General features: G+C 60.1%; 13 protein-coding genes. 8 read left to right on the forward strand and 5 right to left on the reverse strand.

Annotated features, from left to right (window positions below):
- Positions 1-6 precede the first annotated feature (6 nt).
- Positions 7-987, reverse strand: coding sequence for an NAD(+) synthase (gene nadE / locus X733_RS161845; RefSeq protein ID WP_280790516.1), 981 nt, complete (start codon positions 985-987; stop codon positions 7-9).
- Entirely contained in the window at positions 984-3,599 is a 2,616-nt protein-coding gene (locus X733_RS161840; RefSeq protein WP_348625854.1) for an AMP-binding protein, read from the reverse strand. Before X733_RS161840 ends, nadE begins: the two co-directional genes overlap by 4 nt.
- Before the next feature lie 475 nt (positions 3,600-4,074).
- On the opposite strand from X733_RS161840, the gene X733_RS161835 reads away from it, so the two are divergent.
- Positions 4,075-4,821 carry an AAA family ATPase gene (locus X733_RS161835; protein WP_023817751.1) on the forward strand — a complete coding sequence of 249 codons (747 nt, stop codon included), beginning with the start codon at positions 4,075-4,077 and terminating at the stop codon, positions 4,819-4,821.
- 61 nt (positions 4,822-4,882) lie between these two features.
- On the opposite strand, the gene X733_RS161830 is transcribed toward X733_RS161835, so the two are convergent.
- Together X733_RS161830 and X733_RS161825 are read right to left on the reverse strand one after the other, a co-directional pair.
- Complete coding sequence (locus X733_RS161830; RefSeq protein ID WP_023817752.1) at positions 4,883-5,095, reverse strand: DUF768 domain-containing protein; 213 nt, start codon at positions 5,093-5,095, stop codon at positions 4,883-4,885.
- Positions 5,096-5,183: 88 nt separating this feature from the next.
- The gene (locus X733_RS161825; RefSeq protein ID WP_023817753.1) at positions 5,184-6,662 is read right to left on the reverse strand and encodes a calcium-binding protein; all 1,479 of its coding nucleotides are present in this window, start codon (positions 6,660-6,662) and stop codon (positions 5,184-5,186) included.
- Between the two features lie 854 nt (positions 6,663-7,516).
- On the opposite strand from X733_RS161825, the gene X733_RS161820 reads away from it, so the two are divergent.
- The 7 genes from X733_RS161820 to X733_RS1000000167045 all read left to right on the forward strand — a co-directional run bounded on the left by X733_RS161820 (position 7,517) and on the right by X733_RS1000000167045 (position 17,862).
- A complete protein-coding gene (locus tag X733_RS161820) occupies positions 7,517-8,743 on the forward strand; it encodes a glycosyltransferase family 4 protein (RefSeq protein WP_023689774.1) in 1,227 nt (408 codons plus the stop codon).
- Entirely contained in the window at positions 8,740-9,999 is a 1,260-nt protein-coding gene (locus tag X733_RS161815) for a polymerase (RefSeq protein ID WP_023681031.1), read from the forward strand. The genes X733_RS161820 and X733_RS161815 overlap by 4 nt, the downstream gene beginning before the upstream one ends.
- A gap of 1 nt (position 10,000) precedes the next feature.
- A complete protein-coding gene (gene asnB / locus X733_RS161810) occupies positions 10,001-11,998 on the forward strand; it encodes an asparagine synthase (glutamine-hydrolyzing) (protein ID WP_023817754.1) in 1,998 nt (665 codons plus the stop codon).
- A 1-nt stretch (position 11,999) separates the two neighbouring features.
- A complete protein-coding gene (locus X733_RS161805; RefSeq protein ID WP_023733255.1) occupies positions 12,000-14,201 on the forward strand; it encodes an exopolysaccharide transport family protein in 2,202 nt (733 codons plus the stop codon).
- A gap of 69 nt (positions 14,202-14,270) precedes the next feature.
- Positions 14,271-16,442: a polysaccharide biosynthesis C-terminal domain-containing protein gene (locus X733_RS1000000167040; protein WP_031193022.1), complete on the forward strand. Its 2,172-nt coding sequence runs from the start codon at positions 14,271-14,273 to the stop codon at positions 16,440-16,442.
- Positions 16,443-16,657: 215 nt separating this feature from the next.
- Entirely contained in the window at positions 16,658-17,515 is an 858-nt protein-coding gene (locus X733_RS01000000165850; RefSeq protein WP_155924150.1) for an acyltransferase, read from the forward strand.
- Positions 17,516-17,532: 17 nt separating this feature from the next.
- On the forward strand, positions 17,533-17,862 hold the full coding sequence (locus X733_RS1000000167045; RefSeq protein WP_023817757.1) for an acyltransferase family protein: 330 nt from the start codon (positions 17,533-17,535) through the stop codon (positions 17,860-17,862).
- Positions 17,863-17,911: 49 nt separating this feature from the next.
- Here the strand turns inward: X733_RS1000000167045 and X733_RS161800 are convergent, their stop codons facing one another.
- The gene (locus tag X733_RS161800) at positions 17,912-19,048 is read right to left on the reverse strand and encodes an NAD-dependent epimerase/dehydratase family protein (protein WP_081740583.1); all 1,137 of its coding nucleotides are present in this window, start codon (positions 19,046-19,048) and stop codon (positions 17,912-17,914) included.
- Positions 19,049-19,066 lie beyond the last annotated feature (18 nt).

The raw sequence follows: 19,066 nt of genomic DNA on the forward strand, positions 1-19,066 counted from the left end.
GCTCGGTCAATCTCCGCCTTCCGCGGACAGCAAAGGCCGCGCGTGAAGATAGTGGGCCGCCCTTCGTTTCGCTTCGATGTCCTTGAACACTTTCTGAAGCTGGGGCTCGGTGAGGCCAGCAACCGCCGCGAGCTCATTGCTGGCGACCCCGTGGTTCAGGCCGTAGAGGCATAGATCCATCAGGTGATAGGGCAGCGCGAAATAGAATTCTTCCTGGCTTTGGGCCATGGAAAAAGTGTCGGTGGTCGGTGGCCGCCGCCGGATTTCATCATCCACCTCGAGATATTCCGCGAGTTGATAAACCTGGGTTTTGTAAAGGTGAACGATCGGCATCACGTCGGCGGCTCCGTCGCCCTGCTTGACAAAAAAGCCCTGGTCGTACTCGAGGCGATTTGGAGTGCCGACAACCGCGTATTTGAGGCGGTCGGCGTGATAGTATTCCGTCATCTTGCGCAGGCGCTGCTTGTAGTTTGTCGCAGCAACGATCTGCAGATAGGCAGCTGGCGGCAGACGCACGGTATCTACTTTACCCTGCGGATCCTGGACCGTGAGGCGGGTTATATTGAGCCCGCTGCTCTCCAGAACCGACGCGATCACCAGCTTGCATTTCCACCCTTCCCCATAATCGGGAACGACGGTCTGGATCGCCTCGATCTGCCGGCGGTAGGCCCCAATGGCCTCCAGTGCCGGTGCTATGTCCTCAAGGACGCTTTCGATGCCAAGCTGTGCCGCGACGCGGCGGCCAAGTCTCAGGGAGTCACCGGAAGAATCCCGCTCCGGCATGAACAGTCCCAGGACCTTGTCTTTCCCGAACGCGCGCATGCACAAGGTCGCGACGACGGAGCTGTCGATACCGCCGGAAAGACCGACAACCACGCCGCGACGATGCAGGGTGCCGAGAACCTGAGTGCGCAAGGTGTCAACGATGCGATCGACCTCCGCGCCGGCATCGAGCGCCAGCATGTCCTTGCTGAATTCCGGAATTATGTCGATGACAAGTCCTCCCTTTTGCGAGATTCGGCGGGGGAATAGGTCTGCACGATGGCCGTCTCGATAAGCGGACGGTTGGTGGCAAGGTTTGGTTCGACGACAAGGTCGATGTGGCTGCCCTTGATCGAAATGACATCCAGGTGTGCCAAGACGCTGTCCCAGCCCAAGGCCCGCGGCATTCCCTCTCTGCGACATCGGAACAAGGTACCGGAGAGGGGCAGAGCCGGTTTCGGTGCCTCAAGCCACTGGAAGAATGACTTCGCCCTTAAAACCTCCTGCAGTTCCAGTTTGGTCCTGAAGATCGTCGGGTTGAACTCTCCATTGGCAAATCTGTCTAGAATCCTGGCCAGACGCGCTTCGCCGCCCACGGCGACGGTGATCTTCGCAAGGGCTCTGCAAGCCATCCGGTGCGCGGATATGCGGTTGGTGCGAATACGATAGAACGTACGGGTAAGTGTCTCCCCGTGGTTGCTCGGCTCGTGCAGGAGGCTCGTGTCGAGGATGCCCAGGAACCGCACCGTTCGCCCGGCCTTCATGAGCCGTGCGGCAACCTCGAATGCAACCGCGCCACCCAGAGAATGGCCGAGAAGTCGCACGGGGCCCGCAGGTTGGATGCGGCTTATCTGCTCGAGTGCGGCGCCAGCCATGGCGCTTAGGCTGTTGTGTCCGTCCAGTATCGCCGCAAGGCTCGGATATCGGATCGGGCTTACACGGGCGACTTTCGCCATGGCGGCTGCGAACGCAGCCAGGCTCGGACCATAGCCAACGGACCCTGGAAACAGGAAAAGAACCGGGGGGTGGTGCTTCTTTTCGCGCCCTTCGCCCAACCGTGCAGAGACGACCGCCTCAACCATCTCGTCCAAGCTCATGCCCACGGTGAATGCCTCGAGGCCCAGCTCTTGCCCGATGGCGTTTTCGATCGCCATGACGCAGTGCAGCAGCTGCAGCGAATCTCCTCCAGCATCATCCCAGTTTCCCGTGGCAGTGCCTGTGTTGAGAACCTGCGTCCACGCGTGCTGCACTATTTGACGCGTGTCCTTTGCTCCTCCGGCGGGCGGAGCATCGAGAGTGGACGACCGGGCGGCTCGCGCCCTCCTTCCGTGCGAACGATCTATCTCGGCCAGTGTTGCCAAATCGACCTTACCTCCCGACAGGCGTGGGATTGCGTCAACGGTGTGCAATCGCAAGGGACGCAATGGTGCCGGCAAGGTCATTCTGAGGAGCTGGCGAAGGTCGTCTGCAAAAGCGCCGCCTGCGAAGCGCTGGGGAACCGCGAAGGCGATGAGTTCCTGCGCGGCCGTTACCATCACCACGGCATCCGCCACCGAAGGCGCGCAACGCAAGACCCGTTCGAGTTCGGCGGGCTCGATGCGTCGACCATTGATCTTGATCTGGCGCCCTTTGCGGCCGACGATCCTCAAGATGCCATCATCGTCGAGCCGAACGAGGTCCCCGGTCGAAAAAAGCCGAGCCTCGGGATCGTCGGGGTCCGGCTGCGCGGGAACGACCACACCGTTCTCCCAATGACCGAGCAGGACATAGCGGCTTTTGATCAGAAGCTCTCCACTTTCGCCTGGCCCTACATTGCGCTCCGCTTCGTCGACGATAGCGAATGCCATACCAGGGAGCAGCCTGCCGACGGGAACCGACGCGTCTTGCTCGGGCCAGTCAGGCGGCAAGAACCATTGCGAACCGATGGTTTCAGTCGATGAGTAACCGACCTGGATCAGGCACTGGTCCGAAACGGCTTTGCGCAGCAAAGCGATGTCCGTCCATGACACTTTCTCCCCACCGATCCGGGCCACTCTGAGCGGCCAGGAAGCGTCGGCGGGCGCCTCAGCCAGGAGGGCTCGAAGCAGTGCCGGCACAAGATAGGCGATCGTCACACCTTCGGACTGCAATCGAGCGCGCGTAGCGCGCAGGCCGACAGCCTCCACCTCGAGAAGATGCAACGTGGCGCCCGTCAGCAGCGCCGCAAAGATCTCCCGGCAACCGGCGATCGTGGCTGGCCCGGTCAGCGGCAGGAAAACGTCATCCGCGCTGATATGGCACGCATCGACATATTGCCGGACCCGCCATAGCAGGCTTCGTTGGCTGTTGACGATTCCCTTGGGGCGCCCGGTGCTACCTGAAGTGTAAAGCACCAATGCAGGCGCATCGACCGAAACGATAGGGTGCTTATGCTGCTGTTCCGGGTGTTGATCGTTGGGCGCCACGGCGGCGGCAATATCGATCCAGACGATCTCCTGGGCCAATTCGACCGGGCGAACATTTTCGGCGCCTATAATTGCGCCGAGCCGCGCGGCACTGACTATATCGAAAATGCGAGAGGCGGGATCTCTTGTGTTGAGCGGAACCGAAGGCCGTCCCGCCGTCATGGTCGCCAACATCGCCACAGGATACCAAGCGGAGTTTGCTTGCAGGATGCCGATGGCCTGCCCTTCGGGGACGACGGCACCGATATGAGTTGCCAGCGTCTCGACCGCCCGGAAAAGCTCAGAAAAAGTCAGGCGGTTGGCGCCGTCGCTGATTGCGAGCTTGTCAGGATACCGCCTGGCGACATCTCCAAGGTGATCGAAGATTGGAATGTCCGCAAATTTGGCACCCATCTGTCGGTAACGGCGCCAGACTGGCCCCCCTTGGTCAAGATCATATTCGGGAACGACTGACCACCTTCGGGTGGGTCGCAGATCCACCTGTAGGTTTTGATTTGCCACTTCCGAATGCAAACACACTGAGGACATTCAGGGCCCCGCCAAGCTGACGGTCGAACATCGCTCGCCGCGGAGATCTTTTCATCAATCATTCGGATGATGCCTCGATCTTGCCTAGCCAGCGCTTCCCGAGCGTCCTTCAGATGTTTTGCCATTTGTGTCCAGCGCCGGTCGTTTTTCCTTGCAAGCTCCGTGGAGCGCAAGACGGCTTGCCCAGGCGAACGGATGCGATCGGCATCTCCGCTAGAATCCGGGCTCGGTGCCCAGATTCACTGACTGGAACAATCATTCAAATGAACGTTGGTGTGATCTGAAATCCGGCTAAGCTTGATCGGTAGGGGAATGACTGCTCGTTCGGAGACGAGAGCATATGATCATCGAGTTGTTTGGGCCGCCTGGCGCGGGTAAAACCACGCTGCTTCGCGGCCTCTGCCAAGGGCTGGCGAGACACGGCATCAATGTGAAGACAGTAAATGGGTATCGCCTGATTGAACCTGGATCGGTTCAGGATGACGCTCCGGAAATCCGCCACGGCATAGGGCGAATTGGCAAGAAGATTGCCACATCCGGTCCTATCTTGCTGTCGACCTTGCCGAAGGACAGTGTCGCGGCCCGGCTTCTGGCATCAATCCCTCTTCGAAGCCGCGTGTGGTCATGGCGAATGAAGGTCGACATCGCCCAACTGTGCCAGTCCTGGCGCCAAGCGCGGGAGTCGCCCGGTTGCTTCATCTTCGAAGAGGGCATGATTCAGGCTTTGTGTGCGCTGGGTGTGCTGGCTAGAACTCCAAGCCTCGACGCGGTCCGCAAGTGCCTTGCGTTCCTGCCGCGGCCGGATCTCGTTGTGCAACTCGACGCGCCGCAGGAAACGTTACGCCGCCGTCTTGTGGATAGGCATGCGCAGCAACCGCTCCTCGAGGTTATGCTGTTCGAACTTGGCGTGGACAAAGGATTAAGGCAGGCCGAAATCTCAAGAGAGGTCGGCGAGTGCCTGCGCCAGGACCGATGGCCCTTGATACAAGTCAATGGTGCTGAACCTCACGACGTGGACGGGGTCGTCGCGCGCGTTCTGGGAGAGCATGTTGGTCATGCTACCCCCAGGCTGGCCCATGACCTATGATCCATGACACATTTATGCATTTGGCGCCAAGCCGGGCAGCATCTGCCGCCAAAGCGCGCAATCATGTCGAATCGTGCTGATCGAGCACTTCGAGCATGGTCGTCAACATGCTTCCGACTTCCTCAGAGATTTCCTCGGGGCGGATTCCCGCTCTGATGGCATCCGCCGTTGCTTGGTCCGCAAGTTTCGCCGCAAGAACCGGATCGGCCTTGGTGTAGAGTGGGATCTTGTCCTCTACCCATTTCTGCAGGAATTCGATGCCGCGCGCGCTCATACCAAGTACAAGCTCGGCGGGGCTTCTTGGTTCCGTCAGCCATATTCAAGAACGTCAGACCATCTCGCTCAGGCTGACGTTCCCACGGTCACGTCACGATGAACGAGGACGCCGTCAGAGCCAGATGTGGCGATAGAGTGGCAAATTGGATCTGATGTGCGCCGCCCGAGCCGTCGCTGTCAAAGGAAAGCGCGCCGGTCGTGCTGTTATAGACGATGTGATCGCCGCTGTCGTGCGCGGCCCTGCCGGCGTAGAACGCCGAAGAGGGAAGGGTGCCGGTATGCAGGCCGGCAAACACAGTGTGGTCGAGTTGGATCTTGTCGTGGCCCACTTTGAAATCGGTGACCTTGTCGATATTGCCGACCTTGAGAGCCGAATCGAAGACAAAGACGTCGTTGCCGCCATGTCCGGTCAGAACGTCTCTCCCACCACCGCCGTTGATAGTGTTGCTCCCGGAATTGCCATCGATGGTTTGGGCGAATTCGTTTCCCGTGAGCTTGATAGCGGCAGTTCCCAATTTGCTGGTGGTCGCAAGATGCTCGACCTGCGAGCCGGCCGACAGCGCGTAGCTCACCGATGCCAGCACGCTGTCGTTGCCGCTGTGCCGCAGTTCCACCACCTTGTCGCCGGCGTTGTTGACATAGTAGGTGTCGTTGTAGCCGCGGCCCATCATCGTGTCCGCGCCAGCGGTGCCGCGAAGCACATCCGCGCTACCCGTGCCGTAGAAAATGTGATCGCCGGTGCTGGTCGGAGGGACACTTGTGGGCGGAGGCGCTGTGCTGGTAGGCGGCGGCGTCGGTTCGCTGGCCGAAGGACCGCTTGCGGTGCTCTGGTTGTGTTGAAGGAACAGAGCCTGCAGCGTCGGCGAGCTCTCAAGCGCCGTGTCGCCCTGTTGAGAACCCCAAGCATAGGCATAGTCGAAGGCCGGCGAAGGCGCTACCTTGGCCCAGTGGTCCAACATGGTCTTTTCCTGAGCAACGCTGGGCAGGACATAGCGACCGCCCGTGTCGGTCGTCCAGTCGCCGCCGCCGAAGGTCTGATACACGGGAACGACCTGACTGAGCGGGATGCCCGAGGCGACGGCCGCCGCCACAGTCCTGTCGATCATGTTGTAGTCAATCGTGCTTGTTCCGGTCCGTACCGGGTAGGGATCCAAGCCGTAATAGTCGATATGCGTGTTGGCAGGATTGAATGTGTTTGAAAAGTCGGGGTTAGCGGAAGACCCCATGTTCATCATGGTTATGAAGGTCTTGGCGCCGGGCAGGTGGCTGTGGATCCAGTCTGACTCCGCCTTCAGATCAGCGGCGGTGGCATAAGTTCCCCATTTGCCGGTCGGGTCCGGCTCATCGACCAGGAAGAAGCCAAACACTTTCGGATTGCCGATGAAGGGCGTGACCTTCTGGATAAAGGAGGAGGTTGCACCATCGGCTTCATTGAGCCACACCAGGCCTTTCTGGCCGGCCGGCAAGGCGTTGAGCTGGTCCAAGGAAGATACATCAACAAGATTGAATCCGGCTTTCGCGACCTCGGAGGCCGACCCGCCCGAGGCGTAATGGAGTGTTGTCATTGACATGCCCTTCGTCCGATTCGGTAGGCGCCCCACACCTGCCTAGGGAAAGGATCCATTAGCGACAAATCAAATACCGGCGCCCCTTGATAGAATCTTTGATCATACGCCGGAAAACACAACAGCCTCGATGCTACGCTTGCCTCAGAGGTATGTAGATGATCCAAGTATGGGGTGCTCAAGCCTGCAACGAAAGCATTGCAGCGAGTCTGCCGGAGCGCCTTGTGCGTTGCCGTGGCGGCAATCGGCCAATGCGCGCTTCGGTTGCGCGAGCACCGCCCAAATGCGCGCTTCCGCAGGATTTATTTGAGCCCAGGCAGCAAAGGAATCGCGCCCTGGCGAAGAGCCTCCCATTGCAGCCGCTCGATGCTCCTCAACGCGGTCGCCTAGCCGCGGGAATATGCGGCTGGTGGGTCCGACCATATCCAGAGACCGGGTGAAAGCCTGTTTCCAGACGAAGCGATCGGGAGAACTGGCGGTGCGAGTCATCACACCGCCTGGTCGCGATGTTGATCCGGCGAGAGAAGGCGGGCGGAAGTTGCTTTGAACGCGGCGCGCGGACCTTTCGAACACAGCCCTTTTCTATATCCGGCCCGCCGTGTTGTACGCGAAGATGTCGTCCTTGCACCGTCAGACCGGATGAATCCAACTCACTGACCGAGGCGACAGCGGTTGTGGCTGCATTGCCGCATCGTTGATCAGCTTGCTTCATGCAAACAGACGAGGACAGCACGAAAGCGTGCTCCTAGCGTGGGACTGGCTGTTGTGTGTTCAGGGGCGATGAAACCGGCCATGGAAACCGCGGATAGGATCAGCTGTTTTACGCGATTGGGATCGCATCCAGGAGCGACAGGATGAGTCCGCATCTGGTTTGCGTTGGAGGCGAGGATCATAGACTAAGAATCCCGTTCCTTTTGGCGCTTCGCGAAAGGGGTTTTCAAGTCACTGCCGTTTCGAGTGATCTCGGAGCCGCCTTCTCACCCCATGGCATTGCCCATCGCCGATTTGGGTTCGACCGCTTTGGCAGCGGCGGTGCAGAATGGGGTGCTGTCAGCGCGATCCGTGAACTGATGTCCGAACTGCGTCCGGACATCATTCAAAGTTTCGACACCAAGCCCAATATCCTAACTCCACTGGCGGTGCGCGGGCACGTTCCCGTCGTTCGCACCATCAACGGGCTTGGTTGGACATTCTCGTCGCGGGAGCCGCGGGCCCTGGCATTGCGTCCTTTCTTTTGCGGCCTTCAGGGGGTGGCGTCTCGTTGGACAGCCATGACCGTCTTCCAGAATAGTGATGATCAGGCCTTCTTCGAGCGCTACCGGCTGGTGACTCGCGGCAAAGGGCGACTGATCCGGAGTTCTGGCATCGACCCCGATGCATTCTCGATGGCAAGGTATCGTGGTCCTTCGGCTGCCACGATGCGCGAGGAACTTGGCCTTCAATCGGCCCAGGTCATAATATTTGTCGGCCGGCTCACGCGGCAGAAGGGGATTCCAACCCTCATCGAGGCGGTTCCTCGCGTTATCCGCGAGAGGCCCAACGCGCGTTTCGTACTTGTCGGCCCGCAAGACTCCGAAGGTCCGTTTGCCGTCAGCAGAGCCGATATCGAGCGCCATGTTCCCCACGTTGTCGCATTGGGGCCAAGGCGCGACATTCCAGCCCTCCTTGGGATGGCGGATCTGTTTGCGTTTCCGACGCAATATCGCGAGGGAATTCCGCGTGTCCTGCTGGAGGCGGGATTGTCCGGATTACCGATCGTCGCCTCCAACATGCCGGGCTGCAACGATGTGGTTGAGGATGGCTGGAACGGCTATCTCGTGGCGCCGCGCGATGCGGATGGCTTGGCCTCCCGGATAGTCGATATTCTTTCCGACCCCGCCCGTGGCAAGACCATGGGGAGCCGTTCCGTCGGATTCGTGCGGGAGCGGTTCTCGTTGTCGTGGGTCATCGACCAGTATTGCGACCTATACAAGACAATCCTGGGTGGCAGATATCGCAGCAGGCTTGTTCAAGCTGCGCAGGCGAATCCGAGGGAAGAGGCGGTGCCGAGCCCCCATCGACTGGGCGAGGCGCGGCAATGATGCGTGATGCGCTTCTGGCCTTCGGCGTCGCGATGTCCTACGCGGCGCAACTCAGCATCCCAGGGCTGCCCTTCGGCTACAGCGAACTATGCCTCACGCTCTGGATAATGCTGTCGATGACGCGAATCCTTGCTGGCGGCCAACTGGAGGTTACGCCGGCCCTGGCCAAGCTTGGGCTTTTCTGGCTGATCCTGGCGCTTGCCATGGGCGTGGGTTACATCATCGGTTTTCTGACAACCACGTTGTTCCTGGATCCGTTGTTGCACGACACGCTGGCCTATGTGCTGTTGGCGTGCGTCACCTGTCTGGCCGCTGCGGAGCCCAACGCGTCTTTCCGTTTGCGTCGTATCGCCTGGTGGATGGTTGCTATCGCGAATGCGGGCTTCATCATCCAGGTAGGGCTTGGCTTCGGCTGGCTCCATCAGGCTGGGGTCGAGCCCTGGTACTGGGACCGCTTCTGCGGATGGTCCGACAATCCGAACCAGCTTGCGCTCTACTGCGCCCTACTCGGTCCACTGGCCTTGCATCTTGCCACAACCACCAGCAATAAATGGGGAAGATGCCTTGCCCTATGCAGCCTCATATTCACCGTTTACGTCGGAAGGCTGACAAAAAGCGATACCTACCTTTATACCACGGTCCTGGCTTGTCTGATCCTTCTCGGGCTGCGGGTCCGGGCCTGGCTGACGAGCGACGGCAATAAGGCGAGCCTTTCAAGGCAGCTTGCCGTCCTGATGGCCGTTGGCTTCCTGCCGCTGGCCCTGTCTATAGCGCCCTATGCCCTCAGCGAAGCCTCCAGCGCCGAAGACTTCGCCAAGAGCCTGACCAAAGACAAGGGCGGGGAAGCGACTGCCCAAACCGCGGCGCTTCGCCTCTACCTCTGGAATGCAGCCTTGGAGAAGGGGGCACGATCGGGATCGCTTGGACTGGGTCCGGGCCCGCACCTAGATAGTCCGCCCGTGGTCAATCAACAGTTTTTGCCGCGGCCCTTCGAGGCGCACAGCACCATCCTGGATCTCTACACTCAGGGCGGCCTGATTTCGGTTCTAGCCCTGATGTGGATCTTCGGCTCGGCTGCGTTGTCCGCCTGGCGGGCGAAGCTGGACGCTCTGGTGGCGCTCGTGGCATCGATCGCCGTTTTCAGTGCTCCGCATTTGGTCATCCGCCATCCGATCGTGTGGTTCTGTCTGACCCTCTGCCTTGCCGCTGGGACGCCGGAAGCGATCCCCGCGATTGTTCGCCAGAGGAGATGCTAGAATGTGTGGGATCGCCGGAATTTTGTTGGCGCCCGATGCAGCCAACGCAAGTGCGCTCAGGGCCATCGGACCGATGGCGACGGCGCTTCGTCATCGCGGACCTGACGGTGAGGCCTTCTGGGTGAGCCGTGAAGGGGGGGTAGCCTTCGGCCACCGGCGACTGGCCATCGTCGACCTGTCCGAAGCGGGTCGCCAGCCAATGCTCTCCGCGAGCGGTCGGTATGTCATCACCTTCAATGGCGAGATATACAATTTTCGCGATCTGCGCCGTGAACTGGAAGGGGCGGGCCATCATTTCCGCGGCGCCAGCGACACGGAGGTCATGCTGTGCGCGATCGAAAGCTGGGGCCTTGATGCAGCCCTCGCGCGCTTCGCTGGCATGTTTGCTTTTGGGCTGTGGGACCTGAAGAACCGAACGCTTCAGCTTGCCCGCGACCGAATGGGGAAGAAGCCACTCTATGTCGCCTTGACACGTGATGCGCTCGTCTTCGCCTCGGAGTTGAAGGCGATCACTTGCTTCCCAGGCTTCACCCCGGAACTCGATGTCGATGCGACGACGACAATGGTTTCCAAAGGCTGGGTGCCGGATGACCGTTGCATTTGGCAGGGCGTGTTCAAGCTGCCACCTGGATCAGTCCTGTCGGTCACTGCGGCGCAATTCGCCAACGCCCGAGGCAGCGGTTCGCTTGCGCATCGCATTCACCCTTGGTGGTCGCTGGCCGATGTCGCCTGCAAGGGACAGCGCGATCCGATAGCTGCCAGCGACGAGGACCTCGCAACCGAGCTCGACAGCCTGCTCCGCCTGGCCGTCAAGGAACGAATGATTGCAGATGTGCCGCTGGGCGCCTTTCTGTCGGGCGGAATCGACAGCTCGACTGTCGTCGCGCTGATGCAGGCACAGTCCCGAAACCCCGTTCGTACGTTCACCATAGCGTTCGGCGAAGGTGGGTTTGATGAAGCTCCCCATGCGGCCGCGGTGGCTCGGCATCTGGGCACCGATCATACGGAACTTCATCTCTCGCCGGCCGCCGCGCTTGAGGTCATTCCGGAGCTGCCCCGGATTTGGGACGAGCCGTTTGCCGATGAATCGCAGATACCGACGCTGCTGGTGTCGCGGCTCGCGCGGCAACATGTAACCGTGGCGCTTTCAGGCGATGGTGGCGACGAGTGCTTCGCAGGCTATTCTCGACACTTCCTGGCAGCCCGCCTCACAAAGCAGCATGAGCTGCCATTGTCATTTCGCCGGCTGTTGGCATCGGGGGCTGGGTTGCTGGCCCAAGCCTCTCAGAAAGATATCTTCGGCAATCTGCCGCTTTCATCGAATATGCGGCATGGCTTGCGCGGTGACCGCCTGGCTCGCCTTGCCCGCCTGCTCGCGGCGCGAGATGAGGACGAACTCCTTCTGCAACTGACCAAATCTTCAGCCAACGACCTTGTTCATCGCAAGCCGTCGACAGCACCTACCGACACGACAAAGCTCGACGGCCTGCTCTCGCGTCTCCTATTCGCCGACATGACAGGCTACCTACCGGGCGACATTTTGGTGAAGCTCGATCGAGCCACTATGGCCAACAGCCTCGAGGGGCGATGCCCGATCCTGGACCATCGCGTCGTTGAATTCGCCTGGCGCTTGCCAGCCCGTGCCAAAGTCCGAAACGGGAAGGGCAAATGGTTGCTTCGCCGACTGCTTGATCGTTATGTACCACGCCGACTGGTCGACCGGCCCAAGCAAGGTTTCGACGTTCCGGTCGGGACTTGGTTGAAAGGGCCCTTGCGCGGGTGGGCAACCGATATCATTGCCACGATCGGCCGCTCCGGGGACGGGGTCATCGACCGTGAGAAGGTCGACGCATGCTGGCGCAATCATCTGCATGGAAGCCAAGATAATTTCCGCGACCTGTGGCCGGTGCTCATGTTTCAGGCGTGGCGCAACGAAGCCATGCGGCCATCGACGGTCGCCACGCACCCTTCTTACCATATCGAACTGACAGGGGATTGAGATGGAAGGTTCCATAGCCAACCGCGCCCGGCGTCCGCGCGCCAAGCAGATGGAAGCTGGGACACTTGAAACCAATCTGCGCTTGATGCGGCCGCCACGCGAGCCAACGCAATCGTCACCCTTCCACCAGCTCGTCATCATCCTGACGACGCGAAAATGGTTCTTGCTTGCCATGGCCCTTCTGGGCGGCATCCTGGCCGGACTGGCAGGCTTCACCCGCCCGGTGCTGTTCGAGGCAACGACGCAGGTCATTATCGACGCCCCGAGCAGCAGTGCTTCGGGTGGCGTGGCATCCGCCCAGGACTCGCTGGAATCGAACATCGATGATCATCTGACGATGCTCTCCTCGCAAGGCCACCTGCGTCGGGTCCTGGCAGCACTGCGCAAAGCCCAACCAGTCGACGGTAACGGAAAGAGCGTCGTCAATGCCGTCCCGCCCGCGGCTGGCTCGTTCCTCATCGACCTCCTGAACAGGGCCTGGAGACAGGATAAGACAGTGGCGGAAAATCCGGACGCAGCGGACGCGCCCGAGCTGAAGGCGCTACGCAAGGGAATGAGGGTCGGACAAGAGCTGCGATCGCGCGTCATCACCATCGGGTTCACCGATCCAAGTCCGGCGCGTGCGGCACTTGTCGCGAACACGTTCGCCCAAGTCTACATTCAAGATCTGGTACAAAAAAGCCGAGCATCGGATCAGGTTCATCTGGATTCGATAGTCGCCAGCCTTCCGCAAGTACAAAGGGATCTTGTCGAAGCGACAGATCGGCTGGAGACATACCGGCTCACGCATGGCGCCGTCGATCAGACTGCGGCCAACAACGCAGCCAGTGAGACAGCGGAACTCGGCCGGCAGATATTCCTATCGAAAGCCAGTCTTTCCGCGTCGGAAGCGCGCCTTCGCCGTATTGAGGACCTGCGCAAGGCGGGCGCCCCGGTCACGGCCATCGCTGAAGAAATCGGGTCGCCCGTGTTGACGGACCTGGTGACACGCCAGTCGGGTGCCGCCGCCGACGGCGATCTGCGCAACGCGATCGCCCGCGAAATGGAGCAAAGCGTTGCCCGAATCGCTGCCGAGGCAAATGTTTACCGGTCCCAGGCTACGGCTCTTGAAAGTCGCAAAGCGATGCTCGACGCGGCCGTGGCCGACACGGCGAGCCAACTTTCGGGGCTGCGTTCCCTTGAGCCTCGGGTAGCCATCGTGACGCAGCATTACAACGAACTCCTGAGCCGGCAGCAGGACTTGACACGTCGCATCGCCGCTCCTTCCCCAGGCGTAGCGGTCCTTTCGACCGCCTGGCCGCCGTCGACCCCCATGACATTGTCGCCAATTTTCCTGATTCCCCCCGGCATGGTCGTCTTTGGTCTCATGGGGGCGGTCATTGTCCTAGTCCGCAACGGTTTCAACCAAACCTTGCGCAGTGAAGCCGAAGCCGAGGCCGAGCTTGGGGTCCCGTGCGTAGGACTGCTTCCCAGGGTTGCGGGACTTAACGCCAGAAAGCTACGGCATCTGGTTCTGAGCCAGCAGAACTTGCCGTTCAGCCGCGCCGTGACTTCGCTGCTCGTCACTGCGGCGCCAACTCAGGGGAAGGGGCAGCCGCCGCATATCATTCTCGTGACGTCCAGCATCCAGGACGATGCGAAGACCGAGTTGGCATGGAGCCTGGCGCTGGCGGCAACGCGGCTGGGAGGAAGAGTGCTTTTCCTCGATCTCGATCGCAAGGATGTACGGCTCACGAACGGGTTTCGTGGTGAATTCAGCACCGACAAGGCCCGGAACTCCTTCGGCGACTATGTGAATGAACGTTGCGTGCTGAAGGATGCAATCACGAGGATGCCGGAAATCGGTATCGACCTCATGGCCGCTCCAGCACCTTCCGATGATCTCCTGACGCTTCTGTCCACCGTCGACAAATGCCAGTTCACCGAGGAGCTGCGTTCGGCCTACGACGTGGTCATCATGAACGGTCCCCTGGGCCTCGGGGGGCCTGAAACCAGGCTGCTTAAGCGCTGGGCCGATTCGGTGCTTTTTGCCGTTCGCTGGGCAAGGACGAGGCGCAGCATTGCCCGTGGTGCTCTGGATGCAATAGGGGCCGGCGGATCCGCCACCGTTCCAGTAGGGAGTGTGCTCACCCGGGTGAACCTGAAGAGGCTAGCCGGCTCCAGGCTCGGAGACAACGCCGATCTTCTGTTGGAGAGGGTTTGAAGATGCGTCTGCGATCTTCAACAGAATCTCCAGGGAGCGATCGCGTCCCTAAATCGAGCCAGCTACACGATGATCATTGAATTTTTCGGACCTCCAGGATCCGGCAAAACAACCTTCGCACATGCGCTTGCGCAGCAGCTGCGCGGGAAAGGCTATCACGCCAAGGTCGCCCTCAGCTACAAGCCAAGCACCAGGGCCGCCAAATATGATCTCGGAATCTTTCTGTTCATATCACGGATCGTATCGGCGATATTTTCAACAGCCAGAATATTGCTTTTTTCGGCAGGGCGAGCCGATGATATTTCCAATTCCTTTGCAATGGTGAGGATGATACCGCCAAAAAACCGAATATGGCGCGCGCGAATCTGGCGATACATCCTGCACCTTTCGCGTTGCTGGAAGTCTGCGGAGCAATCGCCCGAAATTACGATTTTCGATCAAGGATATGTTCAAGCGATTGGTTCGCTTGCGATGTTCAATGGGAGCACCAACCCCAGAACGCTGGAAAAGGCGCTCAGCCTCGCACCGGCGGCCGATCTCACCATCAGGCTCTTGGTGCCAGCTGCGGTCGTGGAAAGTCGCCTTCGTAGGCGGATGGAGCTTGAGCCGCCGGCGGAACGGATTTTCGAGGCCGACTTGAACGTGAACATGCGCTCGTTCGCCGTTTTTGAAGCGATGCATGACCTCCTGACAACATCTGGCCGGGAAATCATCTCCGTCGAATACACCGATGGTCCATCGACCTTTAAAAGTATTTGTCGGATTGAGAGACAAATACTTTCTGCATTGTCGCGCTTCGATAGGGCGGTCGGCGAAAAGCAAATTGAGTTGCCATCTCATCGCGCAGACGTAACAACTGGTTCAGCAACCACACCGCCGCGCAACAAGGACATGGGATCGCGGCTCGCTTGGGCAAGCATCTTCGCCTTGTTGATCTATATTGGTGGCGCTGGTTTGACCAGTCTTGCCCAGTTGGCAATTGCACGCCTTATCGGACCTCACAACTACGGCATCTATTCCTACGTTCAGGCTTGGACGTCAGTGCTCGCCTATCTGGCAACGCTTGGCTTTAATGTATCATTGTTGCGTTTCCTCCCGGCCTATAGGGCCAGTGGCAGGCTTGATCTGGCCCGCGGGGTGATAAGATTTGCGCTGCAGAGATCGCTGATAGCGGCAACCTTGTTCGGGATGATCGGCGCTGCGTCAGTCCTGTTCCTTTCAGATCCAACGGAAAGAGGGCTTGAGACAAGCATCGTGCTCGGCATGATGGCTGTGCCCTTGGTTACCGCCTATGCTCTCGGAGCCACGCTTGTGCGTGCTTTCGGCGGCGTTGTCTCGGCGTTGTTGCCGGAGCGCATCATGCGAGACGGGCTCCTGCTCGTGTTGGTAGCCCTCCTGGCATTGTCGGGATTTCGAACAGTGGATGCGCCCTCGGTGACGCTGGCGGTGCTTGTGAGTTCCGCTTTCACAGCGGCCCTGGTGTTCATCATCGCGAGGAGGTTTGAACCACCCGACCTGGGACACGCCAAGCCAAGTTACGCCTCGAGGGAATGGTGGCTTGCCGTCCCCCCGCTCATGCTCATCACCGGGCTCGATGTTTTCGTCAGTCGGGCAGGAGTCCTGGTTTTGGGCTGGACAAGCCATATTGCTGAAGCGGGTATTTTCGCGCTGGCCTTGAATGTCGCGATGCTCGTAGGCCTGTCCCGTATCGCCGTGGCAACCATGTTTTCGCCAACAGCAGCCGATCTCTACGTCAGAGGCGATCGCAGAGGCCTACAACAGCTGTTCGCGCGCGCAACCCTGCTTTCTGCTGGCGGTGCCATCCTGGTGGCCGTCCCGATGATGGTGATCGTCGAGCCGTTCTTGAGCTATTTCGGTGAGGGTTATAGCGCGGGAGCGCCGATCGCACGGGTTCTGATTTTGGGATATGTCTTTGTCGCGCTGTGCGGGCCCCAACAGAATCTCCTGACCATGACTGGAAATGAATGGGCTGCGGCAACGACGATGATAGCGGGTGCTGTGGCCAATATCATTGCCTGTGCAGCCGGAGTTGCGGTGTACGGCCTGCTTGGCGCTGCGGTGGGTGTCGCACTTGCACTGAGCATCTGGAGCATTGCCATGGCCGTCTATATCCGCAAGCGACTGAAAATCATGCCAGGCTTGGTTTTTGCCTTGCTGTCGATCAGGCCGAGCGCGGTCGATGCCCGTCAATGGCATTGGTTCTTGAGGGCGAGCAAATGAGAGCACTGTTTTGGCTACGGTGATTGCCGTCGTTCGGGCAGGAAGTCACGAAGCCCGGATCGCACAAAGGCCATAGGGCTGCACAGACGCTTCGGCGTATCTCTGTTCCGGACACCCGCGCGGGCAGCCGATACTTCGCGGGCTGTGTCCGTCATTTGAAGGATGCATCAGTTTCGGAGGCGCCCCAGGGTGTGCTCACAATCTGCGGAGCATTCATGGAACAAGCCCGAATGGCGAGCGCCTCGGCGCCTGCAGTGCGCCGTCGCTCGGAGAGATCGACGCCTGTCGAGCGCAGCCAACGCGAAACCCTCACCCAAGTTCAGGTCCTGCGCGCCCTCGCGGCTAGTTCGGTCGCGCTGCGACACGCCCAGCATGATGCGGCCACCCTGGAATTACAGGCCGGCCGCACCTTTCAGAGCTGGAATCCGATACCATGGAGCGCTGGAGTCGATATTTTCTTCGTGATTTCCGGCCTTATCATGGTGCATACGTCGCGACAGCTGTTCGCAAAGCCCAGGGGCGCGCGTCTCTTCATTTCCCGCCGGATCGCGCGAATTGTCCCGCTATATTGGGCGCTCACCTCGCTCTACATTGCGGTAGCGGTGGCCGCCCCAAATTTTCTCAACCAGAGCTACGTCGATTTCAGGTTTGTAGTCGAATCCTATTTATTCGTTCCGGCCAGTCGCCCTGACGGCGTCGTTCAGCCGGTCTACGAGTTGGGTTGGACGCTCAATTATGAGATGCTGTTTTACGTGTTGTTCACGGCGACGATCGTGCTGCCCATGCGGTGGGCAGTTACGGTCCTGCTCACGATCCTGGTTGGGATGGTGCTCTCGGGCGCTCTTGCGGCTCCTTTGCCAGAGCCCTGGGGTTTCTGGACCAATCCGATCATCCTCGAATTTGCTTTCGGCGCGATGATCGGGGTCATTTGCGCCTCGGGCCTGCGGCCTTCCGGCCCAATCAGGGCCTGTGTCGCCGCAACGGGACTGGGTGCCCTGATGCTTGCGGCGGCGTTTCCCGATATCTCGGCCGGCCTTGGTCGCCCGTCGTGTATGGCATTCCGGCGTCTCTAATAGTTTGGAGTGCTGCCTTGGCACCGCCGGGTAAACTGAGGCATGACAGCCTGGCGGCGAGGTGGGCCGCTGGCGTTGGCGATGCGTCATACGCTCTTTACCTCATGCATCCATTCGTGATCCGCGCCATGCGCATAATTTTCTGGCGTACAGGCTTGATCTTTGTGCTCGGCCCGTGGGCTTTCATCGGTTCGGCCTTGGCGATAACCCTGGGCGTGGCATTTATCACCCACCGTCTGTTCGAGAAGCCGCTCACCCGCTATGCGCGGCGCCTTTTGGGGGTCGGGCACGGCACAGGACGGCAGCTTGGGTCCCTTCCAGTGCCGGCGTATCCCAAGACAGATTGAAGGCGAGCCGCGACCCTGCCACACCTGGGAAACGGCGGCGTTGTGCTCACTATGCCGTTGCCGGAAGGCCAGCTGGTCGCACCTGTCCGACAGGGCGTGCATGGAATTCCCGATACCATTCCACGAAACGTTGCACGCCGTCCTCCAGTGTTGTCGCCGGTGCGAAGCCAACGGCGCGGCGCAGGTCCCTGACATCGGCGCGGGTTTCCAGGACGTCACCTGGCGGTAAAGGTACGTTGACGCGAACGGCGCGGCGACCAAGGGCCGTCTCGATGAGCGCGATCAGATGGTTGATTTCTTCCGGCCGATCATTGCCGATATTGTAGAGCCTATATGGCGCCGAACTGGTGGCAGGATCGGCAGCGCGACCGTCCCAACCGGGATCCTGACACGGTGGTTTGGCGAGCACGCGAACAACCCCCTCTACGATGTCGTCGATATAGGTGAAATCCCGCCATACGCGCCCGGCATTGGCGATTTCGATCGTTCGGCCCTCGGCGATGGCATGGGTGAACGTGTATACTGCCATGTCGGGCCTGCCCCAGGGACCATAGACGGTGAAGAAGCGCAATCCGGTTACGGGCAAGCCGAACAGATGGCTGTAGGAATGCGCCATGCATTCGTTGGCGGCCTTGGTGGCGGCGTAGAAGCTCACCGGATGATTGGCACCATGATGTTCGGAGAAGGGTATGCGTCGATTGGCGCCATATACGGAGCTCGACGAGGCATAAACGAGATGGCTGACGCCGGCGTGTCGGCAGCCCTCCAGAACGTTGAGAAATGCGACAATGTTTGACTCCACATAGGCATGCGGGTCGACGAGCGAATGACGCACCCCGGCCTGGGCGGCCAGATGCACGAAGAGCGATGGCTGGAATTCGCAGAACAGCGCTTTCACCAGCGACCGGTCCGCCAGGTCGAAGCGCATCGGCGTGAACCTCGGCTCGGCGCAGAGCCGTGTAAATCGCGCCTCCTTCAGCTTCAGGTCGTAGTAAGGCGTGAAGTTGTCGACGCCGATGACCTCGGCGCCGAGCCGCAAAAGGCGTGACGCAACATGAAATCCGATGAACCCAGCGGCGCCCGTGACGATGATCGGCCCCGTGTGCGTAAGGTTCGACGCAGCACCATCCTGCAGCGCGTGAACGATATCCGCCAGCTTGTTGACCTTCGAATCTGCTTCGGCCATGGCAAGTCACTCCCGTTT

The sequence above is a fragment of the Mesorhizobium sp. L2C066B000 genome, from assembly GCF_000502335.1.
GTDB lineage: Bacteria > Pseudomonadota > Alphaproteobacteria > Rhizobiales > Rhizobiaceae > Mesorhizobium.